Here is an 18,603-nt window from a genome sequence, read left to right as displayed (position 1 = left end):
ATAAATCTGGCGACGTTGACCATTCCGCTAAAATTGGTCACAATCAATACAAAAGCACCACTTTGGCTAAATATTAAGATTTTTAGAGATTTTTGTGAAAATAATTTGTGTCTAGTTGCAGGAAATACGGAGCGATAAATATTCATCCCTAGCCCCTAGCCTGAATTTTCTGGTTTTAAAGCTTATGCCAAAAGGCTTCTCAAGGAAGTACTACACTATTAGAATTATGATGAAGTGTGTAAAAAAAGGTTGAGAACAATGACACCATCTTTAGCAAATTTTCTTTGGAGTCTGGCTTGGGGTACTGCGATCGTTGTTATCCCTGCTACTGTTGGGCTAATTTTCATTAGCCAAAAAGATAAAATCCAACGTTCTTAATCTTTTGTCGAGTCAATTAGACTCTAAGACCAGTATTCTGTCAGCTAATTACCTAATTGCATTCACATTAGCAATCTTCCTTGTGAGGACAGGGTATACTTAGCTGACAGATACAAATTTTTTTGGCTGGCAATGATTAAAAAGCTTCAGACCTTCTGAGCCAAAAGCCGTGAAGCTCAACTATATTGTGATTAATTAAAGTAGTGATTTTAATTTTGACTCGCTAACATAGATTGTGATATTGGGATAAAGAACAATGCTAAATTTTGGGCTGAACTCAGCCAGTGTTCTGGCTCAGGTCAATGTGGGAACGAACTCAGCCAGTATTCTAGGAATTTTCCTGGCTGTGGCTGGGGCAGCACTGTATTTTATGCGGACTGTACGCCCAGAACTTTCACGAGATCAAGATATCTTTTTTGCGGCTGTAGGTTTACTCTGCGGCTTTATTTTGATTTTCCAAGGATGGCGGTTAGACCCAATTTTGCAATTTGGTCAATTGCTGTTGGTGGGAACAACGGTGTTTTTTGCGGTGGAAAGTATTCGCCTACGTAGCATTGCTACTCAGCAAGCCAAGCGCAACACTCCAATTGTGGATAGAGAACGGGAAGTCAGCGATAACTATTCATATAATAGGAGGTCGCGCAAAGACTATGAAGCTGAGGTAGAAGACGAGTACGAACCACTACCTTATGAGGAAGAAGAACCTCCAGCACGTCCTAGAATTCGGGGTAGCAGAGATGAACGCTCATCCCGTGATGACTACAATGAGGAGCAACCACCCCGTCGCTCCAATCGTCGTCCGAGCAATGAACGGACAGACACAACTGATAAAAATCGTCGCCGGACTTCTACTCGTTCCAATAGCCGTTCCACTGAGAGATATGAAGATGAAGGAAGTTGGGGTTCTGCTTCCACAAGACAGGTAGATGATTGGGAAAGTCCCAGTGATGAAGGGAGAAAACCTGCGCGTCGTGGAAGTAACGGTAATCAGCGTCCTGAAAGCCGGGAAGATGATGTTCCGGCTAGACCCAGAAAGCGTCGTCCATCTGCTGAGACAAGTTCACGCCGCGAAAGTGTAGATGATGATGTCATCCCCGCAGATTACGTTCCATACAAGCCAATTGACCAGTCTGATGATGAATCGGATAATTCAACTAATTTTGATGATGTCTAAAACTGGTGGGATGGATGTAAGCTAGAGGCGATGTAAAAAATAACAGTAGAGGTGAAAAAATTTACGCCTATTGTGTGGCTCCAAAGACCGATTCATTGGAGCCTGATTTTTGGCTTGAGTAGCTTACTTGTATCTTGTGGTGCCAGTGAGATTCCCCTGAGGCCGACTTCGTTAAACAGCCGTTATACAGAAGAACAACCGACGTTAAGTGGTAACGGTCGGTTCTTGGCGTTTGTTTCAAATCGTAATGGTAGTCACCAATTGCTCATATATGATTTGCAACAGCAAACATTTGTGAGAACTCCGGGTTTAAATCGACCAGAAACGATTAGTGAAAGCCCTAGCTTGAGCTATACAGGGCGTTATATTGTTTATTTAACGAGCGACCAAGGTAGACCAGTGGTAGCCCTTTACGATCGCGCCATACAACAGTCGCAAATTCTCACACCTGCCTATCGTGGCTGGGTGCGAAGTCCTGGGATTAGCCCTAATGGACGCTATGTTGTGTTTGAAACAGCCAGCCGTGGTCAATGGGATATTGAAGTTTTAGACCGTGGTCCGAATATTGAATTAGATATTCCCAATGGGGCGACGGTGGATGCACCGACGAATTGAGGAGATAAGAGAGATTTGGGGGACAAGGAAGACAAGGGAGACAGGGAGATGAGGGGAAATTCACAAAGGACAAATGACTATTGACTAATGACCAAACGTACTATTTTTATCCCTATATTTGCTTGCTGTAGTTTACTAACTGGTTGTTTTGGCTATCCCCGGTTGGTGAGTTATCCGTTTGATCCGGGGGGGCGGAGTATGAATAGTTTGGCTTCGGAGTTAAATCCGCAAACTTCTGGGAGATATATTGTTTTTATTAGCGATCGCCGGGGTAGTCAAGATGTTTATATGTTTGATACCCTGACGCGCAATTTAATTGATTTACCTGGTTTAAATGCTTTAGATACGATCGCCTCTCACCCCAGCGTGTCCCAAGATGGTCGTTATGTTGTGTTTGCGGCTAGTCGTCAAGGGCGATCGGCGATTTTTTTATATGACCGCGAAACCCGTCAATCTCGCAATTTGACTAATAATTTGCAAGCCGAAGTTCGTCACCCGACTATTAGTGCTGATGGTAGTCGCATTGCCTTTGAGTCGAGTAATAACGGGCAGTGGGATATTTTAGTTTATGACCGTTTTGGGCGACCCTTGGATATACCCCAAGATCCTCGATAAAAATAGGGAGTTGGGAGTTGGGAGTTGGGAGTGGGGAATAAGGTTTTAGATATAGGGTTTAGGGGTATGAGGGGTGGGAAGTGTGGGAGGGGTGGGAAGGGTGGGAGGATGGTAAAGAAATCTTTCCCCCCACACTCCCCACACTCCCCTCTCTCCCCACACTCCCTACTCCCCATTCCCTACTCCCTTAATTTTCTGTACCGCTTCAATGAGCGATCGCACTTGTTCTGTCCCTTCTGATGGTTCAAAAGACAAGGGGAATTTTCCTTTGGCGATCATTCTTAATCCCAGAGGTGCGAGACTTAATAATCCTCTTAAGTCACGGAAATAATTACCCACAACTTGCAAACCAAATTGGCGTTCATCAATCCAGCCACCTTCTTTGACTAATTCCACCAAAACTTTGCGGTGACGAAGGGAACGGGTATCAGATGTTGGTTTATGAGAGAGAATTTCTTGTTTAATTTTGGTAATTTGTTCGAGGGGGGCGACTTCCATTGGACAAACGGAATCGCAATATAAACAGCGAGTGCAACCCCACACTCCTTTAGTACCTTCGTTGTAATTTTCTAAGCGATTTTTTGTATTACTATCACGAGAATCTGCAACCATTCGATAGGCTTTAGCTAAAGCATGGGGGCCAACAAAATCGGGATTCACTTCGCGGGCGTTGCATTCAGAATAACAAGCACCACACATAATACAGTTACCAGTTTGATCTAAAAGCGATCGCTCTTGGGGTGTTTGTAAAAATTCTCGTTCTGGAATTTGTCTGGCTGCTGTACTAACATAAGGAGCAATAGCTTCCAAATTATCCCAAAAACTGCTCATATCTACCACTAAATCTTTAATCACAGGCATGTTACCCAGGGGCGCAACTGTGATTTCTAAATTGGGATTTTCTGTATTGGTCAAAGATTGAATTTGCTGTAATCTAGCTATTTCACTTCCGACGTTTTCTTTACAAGCTAAAGCCGAACGCCCATTAATTCGCATTGCACAACTACCACATATAGTATTGCGGCAATTTTTGCGAAATGCTAATGTACCGTCTTGCTCCCATTTAATGCGATTTAGACAGTCAAGGATTGTATTACCAGGGTCTACCTCTAGTGGGTAAGTTTGCACCACAGGTAGAAAATTTTGTTGCTGTCGAATAACCTTAAAAATAACTTCCATTACCACCAACCAAAGTCTTAAAATTGCTTTACCAGCTTGAAAAATCATAACTCAAGGCTAGTAGGTGCGAAAATTGAGTTATACTCTTGTTGCTCTTAATTCCAAGCCGAGTGTTAAAAGGCTGATGAGCAAAGAGCTACTGAATTATAGTTCCAGGATAACCATTAAAATTTTAGTTGTATTAGCACCATGTCCGAGATTTATGTTAAGCTCTGAGCTTTAGTAGCAAACAGGCGATCGCAGCTGATTGTTCAGCTTACCTGTTTAGGAGTTATAAATAAAAGAGTTTTTCGGGAGACCAACTCAAGTTAATTATCTACATAACGATAATATTCCCATTTCCTACACTTCATCTGCTTAATACATCTTTATATCCATCAGGCTCATAGCTAAAATCTACTTATTGGAGAAATTAGGAAACTAATTCCCAACGGTTAATTTTGGCTGATATGGAAGTTTGAAAGCTGATAATAAACATCTGATGGCGGTAATCAAGCACTTGACAGATGTGCAAGATATTTATTCTTCCCATAGACAGACACTCAAAATGCTTGAGAGGTGGTTTGTCTTGTGAGGATAAACGCGCAGGTGAAACCGCTTTGTATTTTTGTTTCTTCTCTATCTCTAATATCAAAGAATGGCACTTGCTCAAAACTACCGATCTAAATTTAGATGAATTTTTATAAAAGTGATGCCGTAATACGCATGGTAGCTAATAAACCCGGATGAAAATCCTGACTGCTTGTTACCTCGTTAAGTTAAATGATTGAAATAAAAGTTTGTCTGTAAATTAAATTCAAACATAAACAATTATTTTGCTATTATTAGTCCATGCTAGTATTTAATATAAAATTACGAAGTAACAAAACTAGTCTCAAGCGTCGTATAAGCGCGATTACCACTACTTTGTTTTTTCGTAACCTAGAGACAGAAAATTTTGTGTCTCTACATCTGAGGCAAAAGTTGTATGTCTAGGAGAGCATATTCAAATACTATGCTGTCTTAAGCTTAAGAGGAAGAAAGGTTAAAACCTACAACTCAAGGGCAATAAAGGCAAGTACTGAAAGTGGAAAACCTGCAATTTCTTGGGTCTACTACTTATTTGGAGTAGAAACAACCTTATTTGTAAAGGTGGCTTAAAGTTACACCGCTACAGTAGCGCCAAAAGAGAAAATTATTGCGTTTTCAATGGCGAATCATGGTTAACAGTGTCCTAAAATCACCAAAATAAATGTCTGTGACAACGCTGACTTAAATCTGTTGCAGGCAAGCATAATATAGGCGCTTGTTGCTCCTCTATCAGTAGCAATTTAACCCTTCCCTTAAAATTTTGAGCATCTTTTTACGGATGCTCAAGAGTTAAATACTGCCGTCAGACTACATAGTTTATCAGTTTGGAGAGAGTAAGGATAATTTGAGCGTAATGACAGAAACTGCAACTGCACCATTAACGGGAAAAGCACTGCTTGCTAAAGTAAAAGAACTTTCTAATTTACCTAGAAGAGAAAGAGCAAAGCAGTGTGGCTATTACACTGTTACTAAGAATAACCAGGTGCGCGTCAATCTCACTGATTTTTATGACGCTTTACTATCGGCTAGAGGAATTCCCCTAAGTCCAGAAGCACCTAAAGATGGCCGTGGCCGCGAACCGACATATCGAGTTAGCGTTCATCAAAATGGTCAAATTGTCATTGGTGCAACTTACACCAAGGCAATGGGTTTAAAACCGGGAGATGAATTTGAAATTAGACTAGGTTACAAACATATTCACCTGATTCAACTGGGTGAAAGTGATAAAAAAATCTCCCCAGATGACATAGATGAGGTAGATGAAGACTTAGACGAAGAAGAGTAAATTCTTGGGTGGTAGGGAGAAGTTTTCGAGAAATTTTGAGAAAAAATATCCCTACAACGAGAGCAAATAACTCTGTTTAAGAATTCTGTACTAATAAAACGATACGATGAGACATATTGCTCAAGCCACAAATTTTACTAGAGTCTTGAAGACAACCTAAGAAGTCTATCGTGTTTTTTTTATTTGTTTTAGCAAATTTTTTTCAGCCATCAGGCAACACCTTACTGTCATTGCAAGAAAATGCACCAATAGGCGTTGTTTTGATGGCATTTTTTATGATCTGGGTAGTATGTTGGCTCCCATTGGCAGTAATATCTGCTATTGTTATGGGTTGGCAACCAAAAAAGCCTTTACAACCAGAGCAGAAGTTACCATTGATTGTGACACTTTACTTATTAGCTCCCCTGGTACTTTGGGGAGTAATTTGGTTGTTTGGTAGGTCTTTTACTGAGTATGGCTTAGGAGTAAATCTTTCCCTGGTGGGTGGTATGGGGATAGGTTTTGGCTTGGGATTATTCAGCCTCGCTGTGATGTTTGCTGTGGAATCGGGGCTTGGTTGGTGTGAATTTGCCCAGGCTAATATTAAAGTTTTACCATCTATCTTGCTACCAATTTTATTAGTAGGGTTATTGGTCGGTGGCGTAGAAGAATTAGTTTTTCGTGGGTTTTTGTTCACGGAATTAGAAAGAAATTATCCAATATGGATAGCAGCCACAATTTCTAGCTGTATATTTGCTATCTTGCACTTAGTTTGGGAACAGCAGGAAACTTTACCACAAGTACCGGGACTGTGGCTGATGGGAATGATGTTGGTGATGGCGAGAATAGCAGATAAAGGCAGTTTGGGTATCGCTTGGGGATTACATGCAGCTTTGGTGTTGGCGATCGCTACTATAGATACAGCCCAACTCATCACTTACACAGGTAAAGTACCCGAATGGTGGACTGGTAAATATAAAAAACCCCTGGCTGGGTTAGCTGGGGTTTTTTGCGTTCTGGGAACTGGGTTAATACTCTGGTTATTTTCTAAGTATTTTTAGCTTTAAAAGAATGTGTAGATACACACATAAATTAGCCCAAACAGGGAAAGCCATCTAATGTTAAAGGATGGCTTCGCTACTCAATTTTTAGCTACATCTCCTCTTCTTCCCTGGTTTCATTTTCTGGTGTTTCATCTTCCTCTTTACCTTTAAGAACGTAGTAGAGAGCTAATCCTCCGGCCACAAAGGCTAGGGGTGGAAAAGTTTGAGAAAAAGTGATCAAAATAACGATGATTTCGAGGACAGTTTTGAAGTCTTCTAGGTTTTCCATTGGTCTTGTGAGAACTCTATAAATCTATGAAACACCTACCCTGACTGAGTTCGAGACCTATTTACGTCTGAAATTTGTGCAGCCTGCCTGAGTTACGTGTGATTGAGTGATGTTTGACTTTTGACTGAATTTTGTTGGATAAATAACTGAGATAGTTCTAAAACTCTTGTTCAAGATAGTAGATGGGGCGATCGCTTAAAGTCAGCAAACAGTACATCCAAAAAGTAAAAAAAGCCCTTGCGTTGAATGGGTACGCAAGACAGCAGGACTTAGCTGAAGATTTAGGAATGGCCAGGTCTACCATTAGTAATTTTCTCAATGGTAAAGCTGTAGAGTATTTGAATTTCGAGGAAATTTGTCGAAAGTTGGATTTAGATTTGAAGAAAATTGCTGATTTTTCTTCTCATGATTCAGATGTTTTAGATAATTCTGGTAGTGATAATTACAAACCAGTCTGTGTAAATCGACTAGATAGTAATCAGTTACATAAGGCTTTGCTGTGCCTGAATTCACCAAACAAGAAAACCTATTTAGAGAATTTGTAGAAAGACACCAGATAGGAGCTTGTTTAATACATGGTGAACCAGAACATGGTCAACGCTGGCTGCTAAATAGATTGTTGGGGCTTGTGCCTAATGGTAGGACTGAAAGTGTTATTTATCGCCTAAACCTTTTAGTCGCAACCCGCAGCAGTTCCATTGATGCTTTATGGCGGGAACTCGGAAAAGCGGTAGGTGCAGCCCGTTTAGCTACTTGTGATGAAATAGCTCAAAAAGTGGGTAATTTGTGGAAATCTCAAACAGTAATTCTGATTTTTCAAAATTTAGATCAATTACCTGAAGATTATTTCAATGAATTTATTTGTAAGTTTTGGCAACCCTTGACATCTATTGCTTGTAATTCTCAAGCAAACGTTCGTAACTATCGACTTTTAGCCTTTTTAATGGATTTATCTGGCTGTGTGGATAGCTGGGGTATTACTTGGGCTGAGACAATTGACTTGAACTGGAAACCTCACACTCCTTTAAAATTGCCGAAAATCACCAAACTTTCTCACAATGAACTGAGTTATTGGTTGGAGAAGTCGCAGCATCCTTTACCTGAAAAATTGACGGCTGAAATTGACAAAATTGCCTTAGATATTTTGAATAACAGTGATGATGGCAAGCCAGAAGCAGTTTTGGACTATATTTGTGAACTCTGTGATTGTAATTGGTATGAGTGGGAGCGTGTATGGCTAAAGCACTGAATAAGAGAATGAAATATACTGGCGAGGTACAACCGCAGCCAGGAGAGCAAGATCCGCAAACGGGACAACTGCTGTACCCTTACTTGCCCAGTCCGAAATTAGTAGAGGCTGTAAATTTAGCGATCGCACTTGAACGACCCTTATTATTAAAGGGAGAACCGGGTTGTGGCAAAACTAAATTAGCTCGTGCTGTAGCTTACGAGTTGGGTTTACCCTATGAAGCTTGGTATATAAAATCTACCAGTCGAGCAAAAGACGGTCTGTATACCTATGATGCTGTGGGTAGGCTGCGGGATGCTCAACTAGCTGCTGCCAAAATCGATGCAGAAGCTACAAGCAAAGCTAAAGATGCTGATGCTTACGTAGAATGGGGAGCTTTAGGACGTGCATTTAACAACGAGCAAAAAACTGTCTTGTTGATTGATGAAATCGATAAAGCTGACATTGATTTTCCTAATGACCTATTGTTAGAGCTTGATGAGAAAAGATTTGAAGTCACAGAAGTAAAACAAAATAGTCCAATTAAACAAATTCAAGCGAAAGCAACACCAATTGTTTTTATTACCAGTAATGATGAGAAAGATTTACCCGATGCTTTCTTGCGGCGTTGTTTATTTCACTACGTCAAATTTCCTGAGCGTGAGCAGTTAATAAAAATCGTCAAAGCTCACTTTCCTGTTTCCACAGTAGAAGTATTAGACACAATTATTGACCGCTTTTTGGAACTGCGAGAAGAGATGCGGCGAGACAAAGGTGAAGTAGGTAAAAAGGTCAGCACTAGCGAACTGATGGATTGGGTAAGAATTCTTAGCCATCATCCAGATGATGAAATTCTAACTAAGTTGAAAACCGAGCTTTTATATCCTGGGGTGTTGCTCAAGAGTTGGGATGATTATCGCCGTTACGGTGAGCAATCGGTATTGAACTCAGGAGCTTGAATAATGAAAGCTCCCCAAGAAGAATTACCACTGCTGGAATTATTTACACGGCTACGAGAAGCAGGCTTGCCTTTAGGTATTGATGAGTACCATCTGGTTTTGAAAGCTTTACAAGCAGGCTTTGGAACGGCTGACGAAGAAGCCTTGGCAGAAATGTGTTGTATTTTGTGGGTCAAATCTTCAGATGAAGAACATCTGTTTAAATATCATTTCGAGCAGGTGATGACAAAGCGACATGATTTCAAGCCTGCTGTTGTTAATGAAAAGACAAGAGATCAAACTACTGTTGCTTCTGATTCCAAAGTTCCAAAGGTAGAAACTAAAGATGAGCCACCTGAGCTACTGAATACTACATCCGCCTCATCAGAACTGATGCAGGTAGAAGATGAAATGCAAGTGGCAGAAGCAGTACAAATTACTGCTCAGAATTCTGAAGACATTGTTATAAATCGCTTTACCCAAACTGATGAATATTTTCCGGTAACACGGCGACAGATGAAACAAAGCTGGCGACATCTACGCCGATTTATCCGCCAAGGTTTACCGACAGAATTAGATATAGAAGCAACTATTGAGCAAGTTGGACAACTGGGAATATTACTAGAACCTTTGCTTGTTCCCAGACGGATTAATAAAACTGAACTATTTTTGTTAATTGATCACAGGGGATCAATGGTTCCTTTTCATGCTTTATCTCAGCGTTTGGCGGAAACAGCCGTAAGAGGTGGACGCTTGGGAAAAGCTAGTATTTACTACTTTCATAACTGTCCTACTAATTATCTTTACCATGACCATACACGCCAGCAAGCGCAAACTGTCACAGATTTTCTGGCTCAACTGCGTGAGCATTCTGCGATTTTAATTTTTAGTGATGGGGGAGCAGCACGAGGCGGTTTCAGTTTGGAACGTTTGGAATTAACCGAAAAGTTTCTAGACAAACTCAAGCAGCGAGTTCGTTATATTGCGTGGCTAAATCCTATGTCAACAGAACGCTGGTTTGGTACAACAGCCGAAGAAATTGCACTTTTAGTACCAATGTTTGAGGTTAGTCGTCAGGGATTTGATCGAGCGATCGATGTGTTGCGCGGAAGGGGAAGCCATGCACAATTAAAGTAGGGAAAGTCAGCAATTTAACCAGGAGTTTTTTAGGGTAGAAAGCATGAAGCCAGAAGTTGCTAGTCGTCGAATTGAATCTTTTACTCAACGTTTCGGTGAAGCACACCTTTGTTTGGCTTATCATGCTGCGTTTCCATTAGCTCTCACCCCAGATTTACTTTACCACCTGTGGGCAAATTTCCAGCGTGATATTCATGGTGAATTGTTGAATATTCCTTGGTTAGCTGTGGCGGATTTGTTACTTTCTAGTTTTTGTGATGAAGTCAGCTATGAACTCTATGAAATGGATAAAGCAGTACGCAAGTTACTGTTAAGAGAATTGCAAGATAATTACCGCTTTGGTGAACAGCGAATTTATGAATTGTCTGATTTTTTGCTGACTTATGTACGAGAGCAACTTGAGAGCCATGATCCCGATACAAGGGATTTTGCTCAAGCTCAAAGATGGACAGCTTTAGCATATACAAAACCCAGTGAAGCAGCGAGGGAATTAGCATTAGCTCTGAAAAAATTGAACCTAGAGGAGAAAACGGAATGGGTTCGTATGGCATCTCTAATAGAGACAGTAGCAGAACCACTTGCTGAGTTTCAGCCATTACTAATTTATGCTCATGGAATGTCAAAATTTGTGCGCGGTAATCAAGAAAGTGCAACAGCCGAAATTATAAGTTTAATAGGAGATCAGGAGAAACAATTAAATATTGCTGGATTTGATATGTTTGTGCCTAAATCAATACTAAGTAAGTTACCAAAATATCAGTTTACCAATCATGAACTCTTTACAAGTCAAGGAGTTGAATCACATATCCAAGAATCTGAAACAGAACAGCACATTAATAAGCAATATGATGAAATCAAAAATCTTCTTAATCTCAAAGACCAGCAGATTAATAGATTATTGGAGATTCTGCAAGATAAAGAAAAGTTACTTAAAGTTTCATTATTAAATTCATCTATACCCAGAATAGAGAATCTTAAGGTTTCCGAATTAGGCTTAAAAGCAGTTGATAATGCTCGACAAACAAAAGGATGGGAGCAAATAGATTTAGCTTGGCTTTATGCTGCTGACATTTCACCTACTATACTGATGAGATTTTGGCAGAAATTGGATATCCCTAAAGATTCTTTTATAGCAATTTGCCAAGCTGTTGGTTTGGAGAAAGACTGGCAAGCATTGACAGAGCCAAGACCATCTGCTCATTTTAGTACTTTACGTACAAAAATAACGGATAGCGAAATTCTGAAACAATCTTTACATGAACTAGGAATTAAAGTACAAACTGATGCTTATGTTCGAGGTGGGAATGGTCAAAGAGTTAGTGCTGATATCGTTGCAGTTTTAGAAGGTCAATATGACATTGGTTGGTCTCAGAATTCAGATGGTTCCTTGGATTTGATTGCTGATATATTTAGCATTAGCCAAGAACAAAATATTAGGGAGCTAATAAATAAAATTAATCAACAATATGCTGCAAATATAAAATCTGAAATCTAATAAAAAATAAATATAAATCTTAAAAATCTCTAGACAAAATAATTTAATCTAATGCAAATTTTTTAGCTTATACCAATTTACAAAAAGAATGCGACACATTATTTGAATTGGTATTTACACGTCTAAAAATGCGATCGCACCCCTTATTCTCCTAGTGCGATCGCTCAACTATTTATGTTAGTCTGATTTTTATATCATCAAATTAACTGTTAATTTCATGCTGAGTCTATGATTGACCTCAATAACATTCACTCGCTCTCGGAATTTCAGCGAAACACCAAACAGTACATCCAGCAGATGGAAGAAAGCGAAAAACCGCTCGTGCTGACTGTTAATGGTGCTGCTCAACTTGTTGTCCAGGATGCTAAAGCCTATCAAAAGCTCTTGGAACGTTTAGAATATGCTGAAACTGTAGCTGCACTCAGACAAGGAATTCAGGAAATCGAGCAAGGAAAAGGAGTTCCAGCTAAAGAAGCACTAGAAGGTTTAAGAAGAAAGCATGGAATTTCGTGTTGACATCTCTCCATTGGCATTAGCTGATGCGGAAAATGCCTATCTTTGGATTCGAGAACAAGATTCAGATTTGGCTGACAAGTGGTTTGACGGACTGCTTGATGCAATTGATTCGCTTGAACGCTTTCCGGCTCGTTGTCCTGTCACTCCTGAAAGTGAGGAGTTAGGAATGGAGATTCGCCAATTGCTCTACGGAAAATCGAAAAGATTCCGCTACCGAATTCTTTTCGGGATCTCTGAAACTGAAGTGAACATTTATCGAATTAGACATACTGCACAACAATACTTGACAAAAGATGATGTGGAGTTATAGAAATAATCAAAATTATTGTTTAGTAGTATTTTAATGTTGAGAAATACGATCGCACCTCTCATTCTCTTAGTGCGATCGCATTTATTTTGGTCTGCCTTAATTCAATAAGTGCAACTGAGCAATGACAGTACTTACCAAATGATGAGTAATGGGTAGACTATCAATCACCATCGCTAAACATAACAGCATCATGTAGGAGATGGAGTAGAGAAACAGTTCTCTGGCTACAGTGCGGTCTTCTGGTTGTTGCAATAAACACCAAGATTTGCGGATAAATAATCCGCCTAAACCAGCTGCGATCGCTGCATAAATAATCCCACTGGCGTGCAGGGGATAAAACAATAACAACGTAGCGATGACTGTAGTTAGGGTATAATACCAAATTTGTTTGACTGTGGCTGTTGCACCTGCAATCACCGGGAGCATTGGGATGCCTACCTTGGCGTAGTCATCACGAATCATCAACGCCAGCGCCCAGAAATGGGGAGGTGTCCACAAAAAGACAATCCCAAAAATTAACCATGCAGGCCAGCTTAAAGTATTGGTGACAGCCGCCCAACCTACCAAAGCCGGAATTGCGCCAGCCGCCCCACCAATCACAATATTTTGAGTGCTGTGACGCTTGAGCCAATGGGTGTAAATCAGTACATAAAAAACAATGCCAGAGAATGCTAAACAAGCTGCTAGTAAATTAGCAAACACAGCTAGTAGGGTAAACGAAAGTACAGCTAAAACGGCTGCAAAAATCAGTGCATCTCTTGGCTGGACTCTGCCAGAAGGCATGGGACGATGGCGCGTCCGTTCCATTTCATAATCAATATCTCTGTCGTAGATACAGTTAATGGTCTGGGCGCTGGCTGCTGCCAGAGTACCACCAGTCAGAGTGACTAACAACAGTAACGGGTCTACTTGTCCCTTAGCTGCTACCCACATACTCCCAGCCGTGGTAATCAACAGCAAGGGAATAATGCGAGGTTTTGTTAGTTGGTAATAGCTTTGAATTACCTGGAGGAATGTTTCGTGGTGGCGAGAGACATTAGTCTCAATCATCTTGGTTCTGTTTCCTTAATTGTCAACAATGTGTGTCTAGTCTTGGCTTAGTTGGGTCAAAAGAGGCAGGGGTGCAGGGGTGCAGGATGCAAGGGGGATAGTGTGAGACGGAGCTTATAATTTGCCTCAGATGAAAGGCTTTTTACATGAGTTTCGCTACGCTTCACGCTTTAGGGAAAGGGCTTGCTCCCTCTGCCCCCTGCCCCCTTCCCCTCCGCCTCTTCGGTGAGAATCTTTAACCTTGCCGTTTCTCTGTTTGAAGCGTCAAAAGTTGCTAGTGGTTGAGAAACTTAAGCACAGCCAAGTATCTGTAGACTTTCACCAGTGCTAGTTACTGGAGATGCAGTGAATTGGTAAATGACTCATGGCTAATGTCCTATCACCATTAGTCCAGAGTCATCGTAGCGATCGCATCAGTTTATCCCCAAAAGGGTAATTTAGGGATTTGAGCTAATAGCTGGGTTAGACAAACTGTTGATTTCACGATTAGCAGCCCAGTCACGCAATGCTAGAACTGTAAAACCCACCAAAGTACCCAACAAAGCCGCACCTACAGCTTGGTGAGAGACAGTTAAAGGCTCGACTTGCAAATGCAAACGAAAAGTAGCAACTCCCAACAAAATTTGTAAAACCAACAAACCACCAGCCATATTTGCCAATCGCCGCAAGGCGGGATGGAGGGCTGGTGTACGCCAGGAAATTAACACTACGGCTAAGGTGGCAACGGTTGGCGGGACTAAACCAAAAATATGGCTGTACATCACAGAGCAGAGTTCTGCCGTACCAAAACACTGGTGTAGCGCCCAACGAGAACCCACAACCGCACCCAGTAAACTCTGCACGTACACCAAAATAGCCGCCGCTAAACCAATCCAGGGCAACTTACCGACATTGCCAGTTCCCTGATATGGAGCTATGGCTGTACCGACGACTAGTAGGGTGGTGAAAAACAAAAGTGCTGTTCCCAAGTGGGCGGTAACGATATCAAACCGCAGCAATTCGGTGACTGTGAGTCCGCCTAAGATGCCTTGAAACACGATTAAAAACAGGGCGAAGCTTGCAGCCCAAGGCAACCAGACAGGCAAAGAACGACGGTGCCACCAAGATAAACCAGCAAGTGCGATCGCGCTCACACCAATCAAGCTTGCATCCAATCGGTGAAACCACTCCAAAAACACTTGGAGATTCATTTGTTTGGCTGGTACCAGTTCCCCGTAGCATAGGGGCCAGTCTGGGCAAGCAAGTCCGGCATTCATTACACGGGTGGCAGAGCCAATAGCCATTAAAATCAACGTGGCTACAGCCATACGCCACACCAAGCGACGAATCATTTCTTTTGGCTTTTGCTGCTCAATTGCCGCATCATTTTGTTGTTTTAGGACAAATTCGTTCATGAACGATTCCTTCTGCCGATCTTGGTAGTAGCTCTCTTAAAATTTTTAATTTTTCCGTACCAACCCATCTCCACCCTAGCGTATACAACTTGGTTTCGAGATGGAGTTTCACCTATTACTTTGAAGCACTCCAGATAGTTTTAGTCTGAAGCTTTAGGTATTTTTTAAGATGTGGTAATAGACAGTTGACAAACAATTTTACTAACCTAAAGTTTTTCTTAAATTTTTCCAGTTACAGCTATTTATCCTTGTCAGTATCTAATAAATCTCTTTTACTCAGAAATAGGAAAGTGGCTGAAAAAATTAATAAAAATTTCAGACCATTTGGCTTTTTGTTTAATAGCCTAGACTACCTTAGTAAGTGGGCAGCTTTAAAAAAACGTAGTCAATTAATTCTAGGTAAGCCGTGAAAATTCCAAGTTCCATCTGGACATTACTGATTGGCATCGGGTTAACGTTAGCCAGTCTTTGGTACGGTCAAAATCACGGTCTGTTGCCAACAGCAGCTTCAGATGAAGCCATCTTAATTGATGGTTTATTTAACTCGATGATGACCGTTTCTGTCGGTATATTTTTGCTTGTTGAAGGTGCTTTAATCTACTCTGTAATTAAATATCGTCGCCGTCCTGGTGATCAAGGAGACGGGCCACCAGTGGAAGGTAATGTCCCACTAGAAATCCTCTGGACGGCGATCCCCGCCATTATCGTCATCGGTATTTCTGTCTATAGCTTTGAAGTTTATAACGACATCGGTGGCTTCGATCCCCACGCTGTTCACGAAGCGCCAATGAATCAAAGTTCGATGAATATGCCAGGAGCCGCTATAGCTGCTACTTTGACGGAAGCTCCTGCCAACCGCAATCAAGCAAAATCTGATGAGGCGATGCAAGACCCAGCCACCGCCGCCGTCCGCAATGCGGATCAAATTCCCCAAAAGGTTGATGCTCCTGGTGTTGGTAGTGTGGCTCCAACTTTGGGGGCTAGTCCTGACAAAGCAGGTCAGCCAGCAAGTTTAATTGTCAATGTCACTGGTATGCAATATGCCTGGATTTTTACCTACCCAGACACCGGAGTGACCACAGGCGAGTTGCACGTTCCCATTGGGCGGGAAGTACAGGTCAATATGACCGCTAACGATGTGATTCATGCCTTTTGGGTACCAGAGTTCCGCGTGAAACAAGATGCGATCCCTGGTAGACAAAGCGAAATTCGCTTTACACCCAAAACAGTCGGCGACTATGCCCTGATTTGTGCAGAACTTTGCGGCCCCTACCACGGCGCGATGCGAACCCAAGTGGTTGTAGAAAGTCAAGAGAATTTTGACAAATGGATGCAAGAGCAGTTGGTGGCAAGTCATGAAACCATGAATCAAGCCATTGCTGTTAATCCGGCAAATCTGACTCCCGACGAATTTCTCGCCCCATACATCAAAGAAATGGGAATTAAGCCAGAAACTTTACATCAAATTCACCATTAGTCAGTCAACAGTCAACAGTGATCAGTAAACAGGCTGATAACTGACAACTGATAACTGATAACTGAACAACTAACTCCTATGACACAAGCCCAAATACAAGAAACTGCCAATATCCCGGTGCTGATTGATGAGCCAGGGAAGCGAAAATGGCGAGACTACTTTAGTTTCAGCACAGATCATAAGGTGATTGGGATTCAATACCTAGTCACTTCCTTCATTTTTTACTGCATTGGCGGTGTTTTAGCTGACTTGGTACGGACAGAACTACGTACGCCAGAAGTCGATTTTGTCACCCCGGAAGTATATAACAGCTTATTTACACTGCACGCCACAATCATGATTTTCTTGTGGATTGTGCCGGCGGGTGCGGGGTTTGCCAATTATTTGATTCCCCTGATGATTGGGGCTAAGGATATGGCATTCCCTAGATTGAATGCTGTGGCTTTTTGGATGATCCCTGTTGGGGGTTTAATGCTGGTGGCGAGTTTAGCTGTAGGCGATGCGCCGGATGCTGGTTGGACTTCCTACCCGCCTCTGAGCTTGGTGACAGGCCAGGTGGGTGAAGGGATTTGGATTATGAGTGTGCTGTTGCTGGGTACGTCGTCGATTTTGGGAGCGATTAATTTTCTCGTCACCCTAATCAAGATGCGGACTCCAGGAATGGGAGTACATCAAATGCCCTTGTTTTGTTGGGCGATGTTTGCGACTTCCGCACTGGTGTTGATGTCTACTCCTGTTTTAGCCGCCGGTTTGATTTTGCTGGCCTTTGACTTATTAGCTGGGACAACATTTTTTAACCCGACTGGTGGCGGTGATCCCGTAGTTTACCAGCACATGTTCTGGTTTTACTCCCATCCGGCGGTGTACATCATGATTTTGCCGTTCTTTGGGGCAATTTCGGAGATTATTCCCGTACATTCTCGTAAACCAATTTTCGGTTATAAAGCGATCGCCTATTCATCCCTAGCAATTAGCTTTTTGGGACTGATAGTTTGGGCGCACCACATGTTTACCAGTGGTATTCCCGGTTGGTTGCGGATGTTCTTTATGATCACGACGATGATCATTGCTGTACCCACAGGGATCAAAATTTTCAGTTGGGTAGCAACCATGTGGGGCGGTAAAATCCAACTCAACTCCGCCATGTTGTTTGCCATTGGTTTTGTTGGCACCTTCGTAATTGGTGGTATCAGTGGTGTAATGTTGGCGGCTGTACCCTTTGATATTCACGTCCACGATACTTATTTTGTCGTGGCGCACCTCCACTATGTCTTGTTTGGTGGTAGCGTGTTGGGGATTTTTGCTGCTATTTATCACTGGTTCCCGAAGATGACGGGACGAATGGTCAACGAATTTTGGGGTAAGGTGCATTTTGCGCTGACCATTGTTGGTCTGAATATGACCTTCTTACCAATGCACAAGCTAGGGATGATGGGGATGAACCGCCGCGTCGCCCAGTATGATCCCAAATTCACGCTGCTGAATGAAATTTGTACTTATGGCGCTTATATACTTGCTGTTTCCACCTTTCCATTCATTATTAATGTGATTTGGAGTTGGTTGTATGGCGAGAAGGCTGGTAATAATCCTTGGCGGGCGCTTACCCTAGAGTGGATGACAACTTCCCCACCAGCAATTGAAAATTTTGAGGGATACCCAGTCTTAGCTACAGGGCCTTACGACTACGGCTTAGAAAGAGCGGCCGAAGGTGTGCCATTATCCGATGCCAATCCTTTATTATCGGCTGGCCCCAACTCAGTACTCCGTGCTGATCCTGATGAGCCATATCCCACCATTGAGTCTGACTTGGAACAGCGTGTTTCTGGGACTAGGGATTAGTGGTGGTCAGATCCCCGACTTCTTAGAGAAGTCGGGGATCTAGCAGCCAAACTGCATTTTTCATACTTCATACTTCACACTTTATAAAAATT

Annotated in this window: 18 protein-coding genes and 1 pseudogene; 15 read left to right on the top strand and 4 right to left on the bottom strand. The window is 42.0% G+C overall.

Annotated features, from left to right (window positions below; all coding sequences use genetic code 11):
* The first annotated feature begins 258 nt into the window (after nt 1-258).
* The 4 genes from psbX (at nt 259) to H6G74_RS00675 (ending at nt 2,782) form a co-directional block, all read left to right on the top strand.
* Nucleotides 259-378, top strand: coding sequence for a photosystem II reaction center X protein (gene psbX / locus H6G74_RS00690; RefSeq protein ID WP_015112477.1), 120 nt, complete (start codon nt 259-261; stop codon nt 376-378).
* A 256-nt stretch (nt 379-634) separates the two neighbouring features.
* Complete coding sequence (locus H6G74_RS00685; protein ID WP_190965840.1) at nt 635-1,552, top strand: Ycf66 family protein; 918 nt, start codon at nt 635-637, stop codon at nt 1,550-1,552.
* A 51-nt stretch (nt 1,553-1,603) separates the two neighbouring features.
* Nucleotides 1,604-2,167, top strand: a complete 564-nt coding sequence (locus H6G74_RS00680) for a TolB family protein (RefSeq protein ID WP_190965839.1) — start codon at nt 1,604-1,606, stop codon at nt 2,165-2,167.
* Between the two features lie 87 nt (nt 2,168-2,254).
* On the top strand, nt 2,255-2,782 hold the full coding sequence (locus H6G74_RS00675) for a TolB family protein (protein ID WP_190965838.1): 528 nt from the start codon (nt 2,255-2,257) through the stop codon (nt 2,780-2,782).
* Nucleotides 2,783-2,947: 165 nt separating this feature from the next.
* Here the strand turns inward: H6G74_RS00675 and H6G74_RS00670 are convergent, their stop codons facing one another.
* Nucleotides 2,948-3,961: a succinate dehydrogenase/fumarate reductase iron-sulfur subunit gene (locus tag H6G74_RS00670; protein ID WP_190966091.1), complete on the bottom strand. Its 1,014-nt coding sequence runs from the start codon at nt 3,959-3,961 to the stop codon at nt 2,948-2,950.
* A 1,423-nt stretch (nt 3,962-5,384) separates the two neighbouring features.
* Here H6G74_RS00670 and H6G74_RS00665 point away from each other — a divergent pair.
* Together H6G74_RS00665 and H6G74_RS00660 are read left to right on the top strand one after the other, a co-directional pair.
* Nucleotides 5,385-5,816: an AbrB family transcriptional regulator gene (locus H6G74_RS00665; protein WP_062287281.1), complete on the top strand. Its 432-nt coding sequence runs from the start codon at nt 5,385-5,387 to the stop codon at nt 5,814-5,816.
* Between the two features lie 170 nt (nt 5,817-5,986).
* Complete coding sequence (locus H6G74_RS00660) at nt 5,987-6,856, top strand: CPBP family intramembrane glutamic endopeptidase (protein ID WP_313888445.1); 870 nt, start codon at nt 5,987-5,989, stop codon at nt 6,854-6,856.
* Nucleotides 6,857-6,947: 91 nt separating this feature from the next.
* Here H6G74_RS00660 and H6G74_RS00655 read toward each other — a convergent pair whose 3' ends face one another.
* Nucleotides 6,948-7,127 (bottom strand): hypothetical protein, encoded by a 180-nt coding sequence (locus tag H6G74_RS00655; RefSeq protein WP_190965837.1) that lies wholly within the window; start codon nt 7,125-7,127, stop codon nt 6,948-6,950.
* 182 nt (nt 7,128-7,309) lie between these two features.
* On the opposite strand from H6G74_RS00655, the gene H6G74_RS00650 reads away from it, so the two are divergent.
* The 7 genes and pseudogenes from H6G74_RS00650 to H6G74_RS00620 all read left to right on the top strand — a co-directional run bounded on the left by H6G74_RS00650 (nt 7,310) and on the right by H6G74_RS00620 (nt 12,751).
* The gene (locus H6G74_RS00650) at nt 7,310-7,672 is read left to right on the top strand and encodes a helix-turn-helix domain-containing protein (protein WP_190965836.1); all 363 of its coding nucleotides are present in this window, start codon (nt 7,310-7,312) and stop codon (nt 7,670-7,672) included.
* Complete coding sequence (locus tag H6G74_RS00645) at nt 7,627-8,376, top strand: hypothetical protein (protein ID WP_190965835.1); 750 nt, start codon at nt 7,627-7,629, stop codon at nt 8,374-8,376. Before H6G74_RS00650 ends, H6G74_RS00645 begins: the two co-directional genes overlap by 46 nt.
* The gene (locus H6G74_RS00640) at nt 8,361-9,314 is read left to right on the top strand and encodes an AAA family ATPase (protein ID WP_190965834.1); all 954 of its coding nucleotides are present in this window, start codon (nt 8,361-8,363) and stop codon (nt 9,312-9,314) included. Before H6G74_RS00645 ends, H6G74_RS00640 begins: the two co-directional genes overlap by 16 nt.
* A 3-nt stretch (nt 9,315-9,317) precedes the next feature.
* A complete protein-coding gene (locus H6G74_RS00635) occupies nt 9,318-10,430 on the top strand; it encodes a hypothetical protein (protein ID WP_190965833.1) in 1,113 nt (370 codons plus the stop codon).
* Between the two features lie 1,174 nt (nt 10,431-11,604).
* Nucleotides 11,605-11,907, top strand: a pseudogene (locus H6G74_RS00630) (DUF1257 domain-containing protein); the annotation flags it as partial.
* Between the two features lie 246 nt (nt 11,908-12,153).
* Nucleotides 12,154-12,441 carry a type II toxin-antitoxin system Phd/YefM family antitoxin gene (locus tag H6G74_RS00625; RefSeq protein WP_190965832.1) on the top strand — a complete coding sequence of 96 codons (288 nt, stop codon included), beginning with the start codon at nt 12,154-12,156 and terminating at the stop codon, nt 12,439-12,441.
* Complete coding sequence (locus H6G74_RS00620; protein ID WP_190591179.1) at nt 12,425-12,751, top strand: type II toxin-antitoxin system RelE/ParE family toxin; 327 nt, start codon at nt 12,425-12,427, stop codon at nt 12,749-12,751. The genes H6G74_RS00625 and H6G74_RS00620 overlap by 17 nt, the downstream gene beginning before the upstream one ends.
* Nucleotides 12,752-12,847: 96 nt before the next feature.
* On the opposite strand, the gene H6G74_RS00615 is transcribed toward H6G74_RS00620, so the two are convergent.
* Nucleotides 12,848-13,801 carry a heme o synthase gene (locus H6G74_RS00615; protein WP_190965831.1) on the bottom strand — a complete coding sequence of 318 codons (954 nt, stop codon included), beginning with the start codon at nt 13,799-13,801 and terminating at the stop codon, nt 12,848-12,850.
* Nucleotides 13,802-14,238: 437 nt separating this feature from the next.
* Nucleotides 14,239-15,195 carry a COX15/CtaA family protein gene (locus tag H6G74_RS00610; RefSeq protein WP_062287289.1) on the bottom strand — a complete coding sequence of 319 codons (957 nt, stop codon included), beginning with the start codon at nt 15,193-15,195 and terminating at the stop codon, nt 14,239-14,241.
* A gap of 406 nt (nt 15,196-15,601) precedes the next feature.
* Here H6G74_RS00610 and H6G74_RS00605 point away from each other — a divergent pair, with 406 nt between their 5' ends.
* Together H6G74_RS00605 and ctaD are read left to right on the top strand one after the other, a co-directional pair.
* Nucleotides 15,602-16,672, top strand: coding sequence for a cytochrome c oxidase subunit II (locus H6G74_RS00605; protein ID WP_190965830.1), 1,071 nt, complete (start codon nt 15,602-15,604; stop codon nt 16,670-16,672).
* Nucleotides 16,673-16,750: 78 nt separating this feature from the next.
* Nucleotides 16,751-18,511 carry a cytochrome c oxidase subunit I gene (ctaD, locus tag H6G74_RS00600; RefSeq protein WP_190965829.1) on the top strand — a complete coding sequence of 587 codons (1,761 nt, stop codon included), beginning with the start codon at nt 16,751-16,753 and terminating at the stop codon, nt 18,509-18,511.
* Nucleotides 18,512-18,603: the final 92 nt, after the last annotated feature.

Origin of the sequence: Nostoc spongiaeforme FACHB-130 (genome assembly GCF_014698475.1) — a bacterium.
In the GTDB taxonomy this organism is placed as follows: Bacteria; Cyanobacteriota; Cyanobacteriia; order Cyanobacteriales; family Nostocaceae; genus Nostoc_B; species Nostoc_B spongiaeforme.
This window is presented reverse-complemented; position numbering and strand designations above follow the sequence as displayed.

Coding starts and splice junctions, on each gene's coding strand:
- psbX (WP_015112477.1), top strand. CDS start 259: ATGACACCATCTTTAGCAAATTTTCTTTGGAGTCTGGCTTGGGGTACT.
- H6G74_RS00685 (WP_190965840.1), top strand. CDS start 635: ATGCTAAATTTTGGGCTGAACTCAGCCAGTGTTCTGGCTCAGGTCAAT.
- H6G74_RS00675 (WP_190965838.1), top strand. CDS start 2,255: ATGACCAAACGTACTATTTTTATCCCTATATTTGCTTGCTGTAGTTTA.
- H6G74_RS00670 (WP_190966091.1), bottom strand. CDS start 3,961: ATGGAAGTTATTTTTAAGGTTATTCGACAGCAACAAAATTTTCTACCT.
- H6G74_RS00665 (WP_062287281.1), top strand. CDS start 5,385: ATGACAGAAACTGCAACTGCACCATTAACGGGAAAAGCACTGCTTGCT.
- H6G74_RS00655 (WP_190965837.1), bottom strand. CDS start 7,127: ATGGAAAACCTAGAAGACTTCAAAACTGTCCTCGAAATCATCGTTATT.
- H6G74_RS00650 (WP_190965836.1), top strand. CDS start 7,310: ATGGGGCGATCGCTTAAAGTCAGCAAACAGTACATCCAAAAAGTAAAA.
- H6G74_RS00640 (WP_190965834.1), top strand. CDS start 8,361: ATGGCTAAAGCACTGAATAAGAGAATGAAATATACTGGCGAGGTACAA.
- H6G74_RS00635 (WP_190965833.1), top strand. CDS start 9,318: ATGAAAGCTCCCCAAGAAGAATTACCACTGCTGGAATTATTTACACGG.
- H6G74_RS00625 (WP_190965832.1), top strand. CDS start 12,154: ATGATTGACCTCAATAACATTCACTCGCTCTCGGAATTTCAGCGAAAC.
- H6G74_RS00620 (WP_190591179.1), top strand. CDS start 12,425: ATGGAATTTCGTGTTGACATCTCTCCATTGGCATTAGCTGATGCGGAA.
- H6G74_RS00615 (WP_190965831.1), bottom strand. CDS start 13,801: ATGATTGAGACTAATGTCTCTCGCCACCACGAAACATTCCTCCAGGTA.
- H6G74_RS00610 (WP_062287289.1), bottom strand. CDS start 15,195: ATGAACGAATTTGTCCTAAAACAACAAAATGATGCGGCAATTGAGCAG.
- ctaD (WP_190965829.1), top strand. CDS start 16,751: ATGACACAAGCCCAAATACAAGAAACTGCCAATATCCCGGTGCTGATT.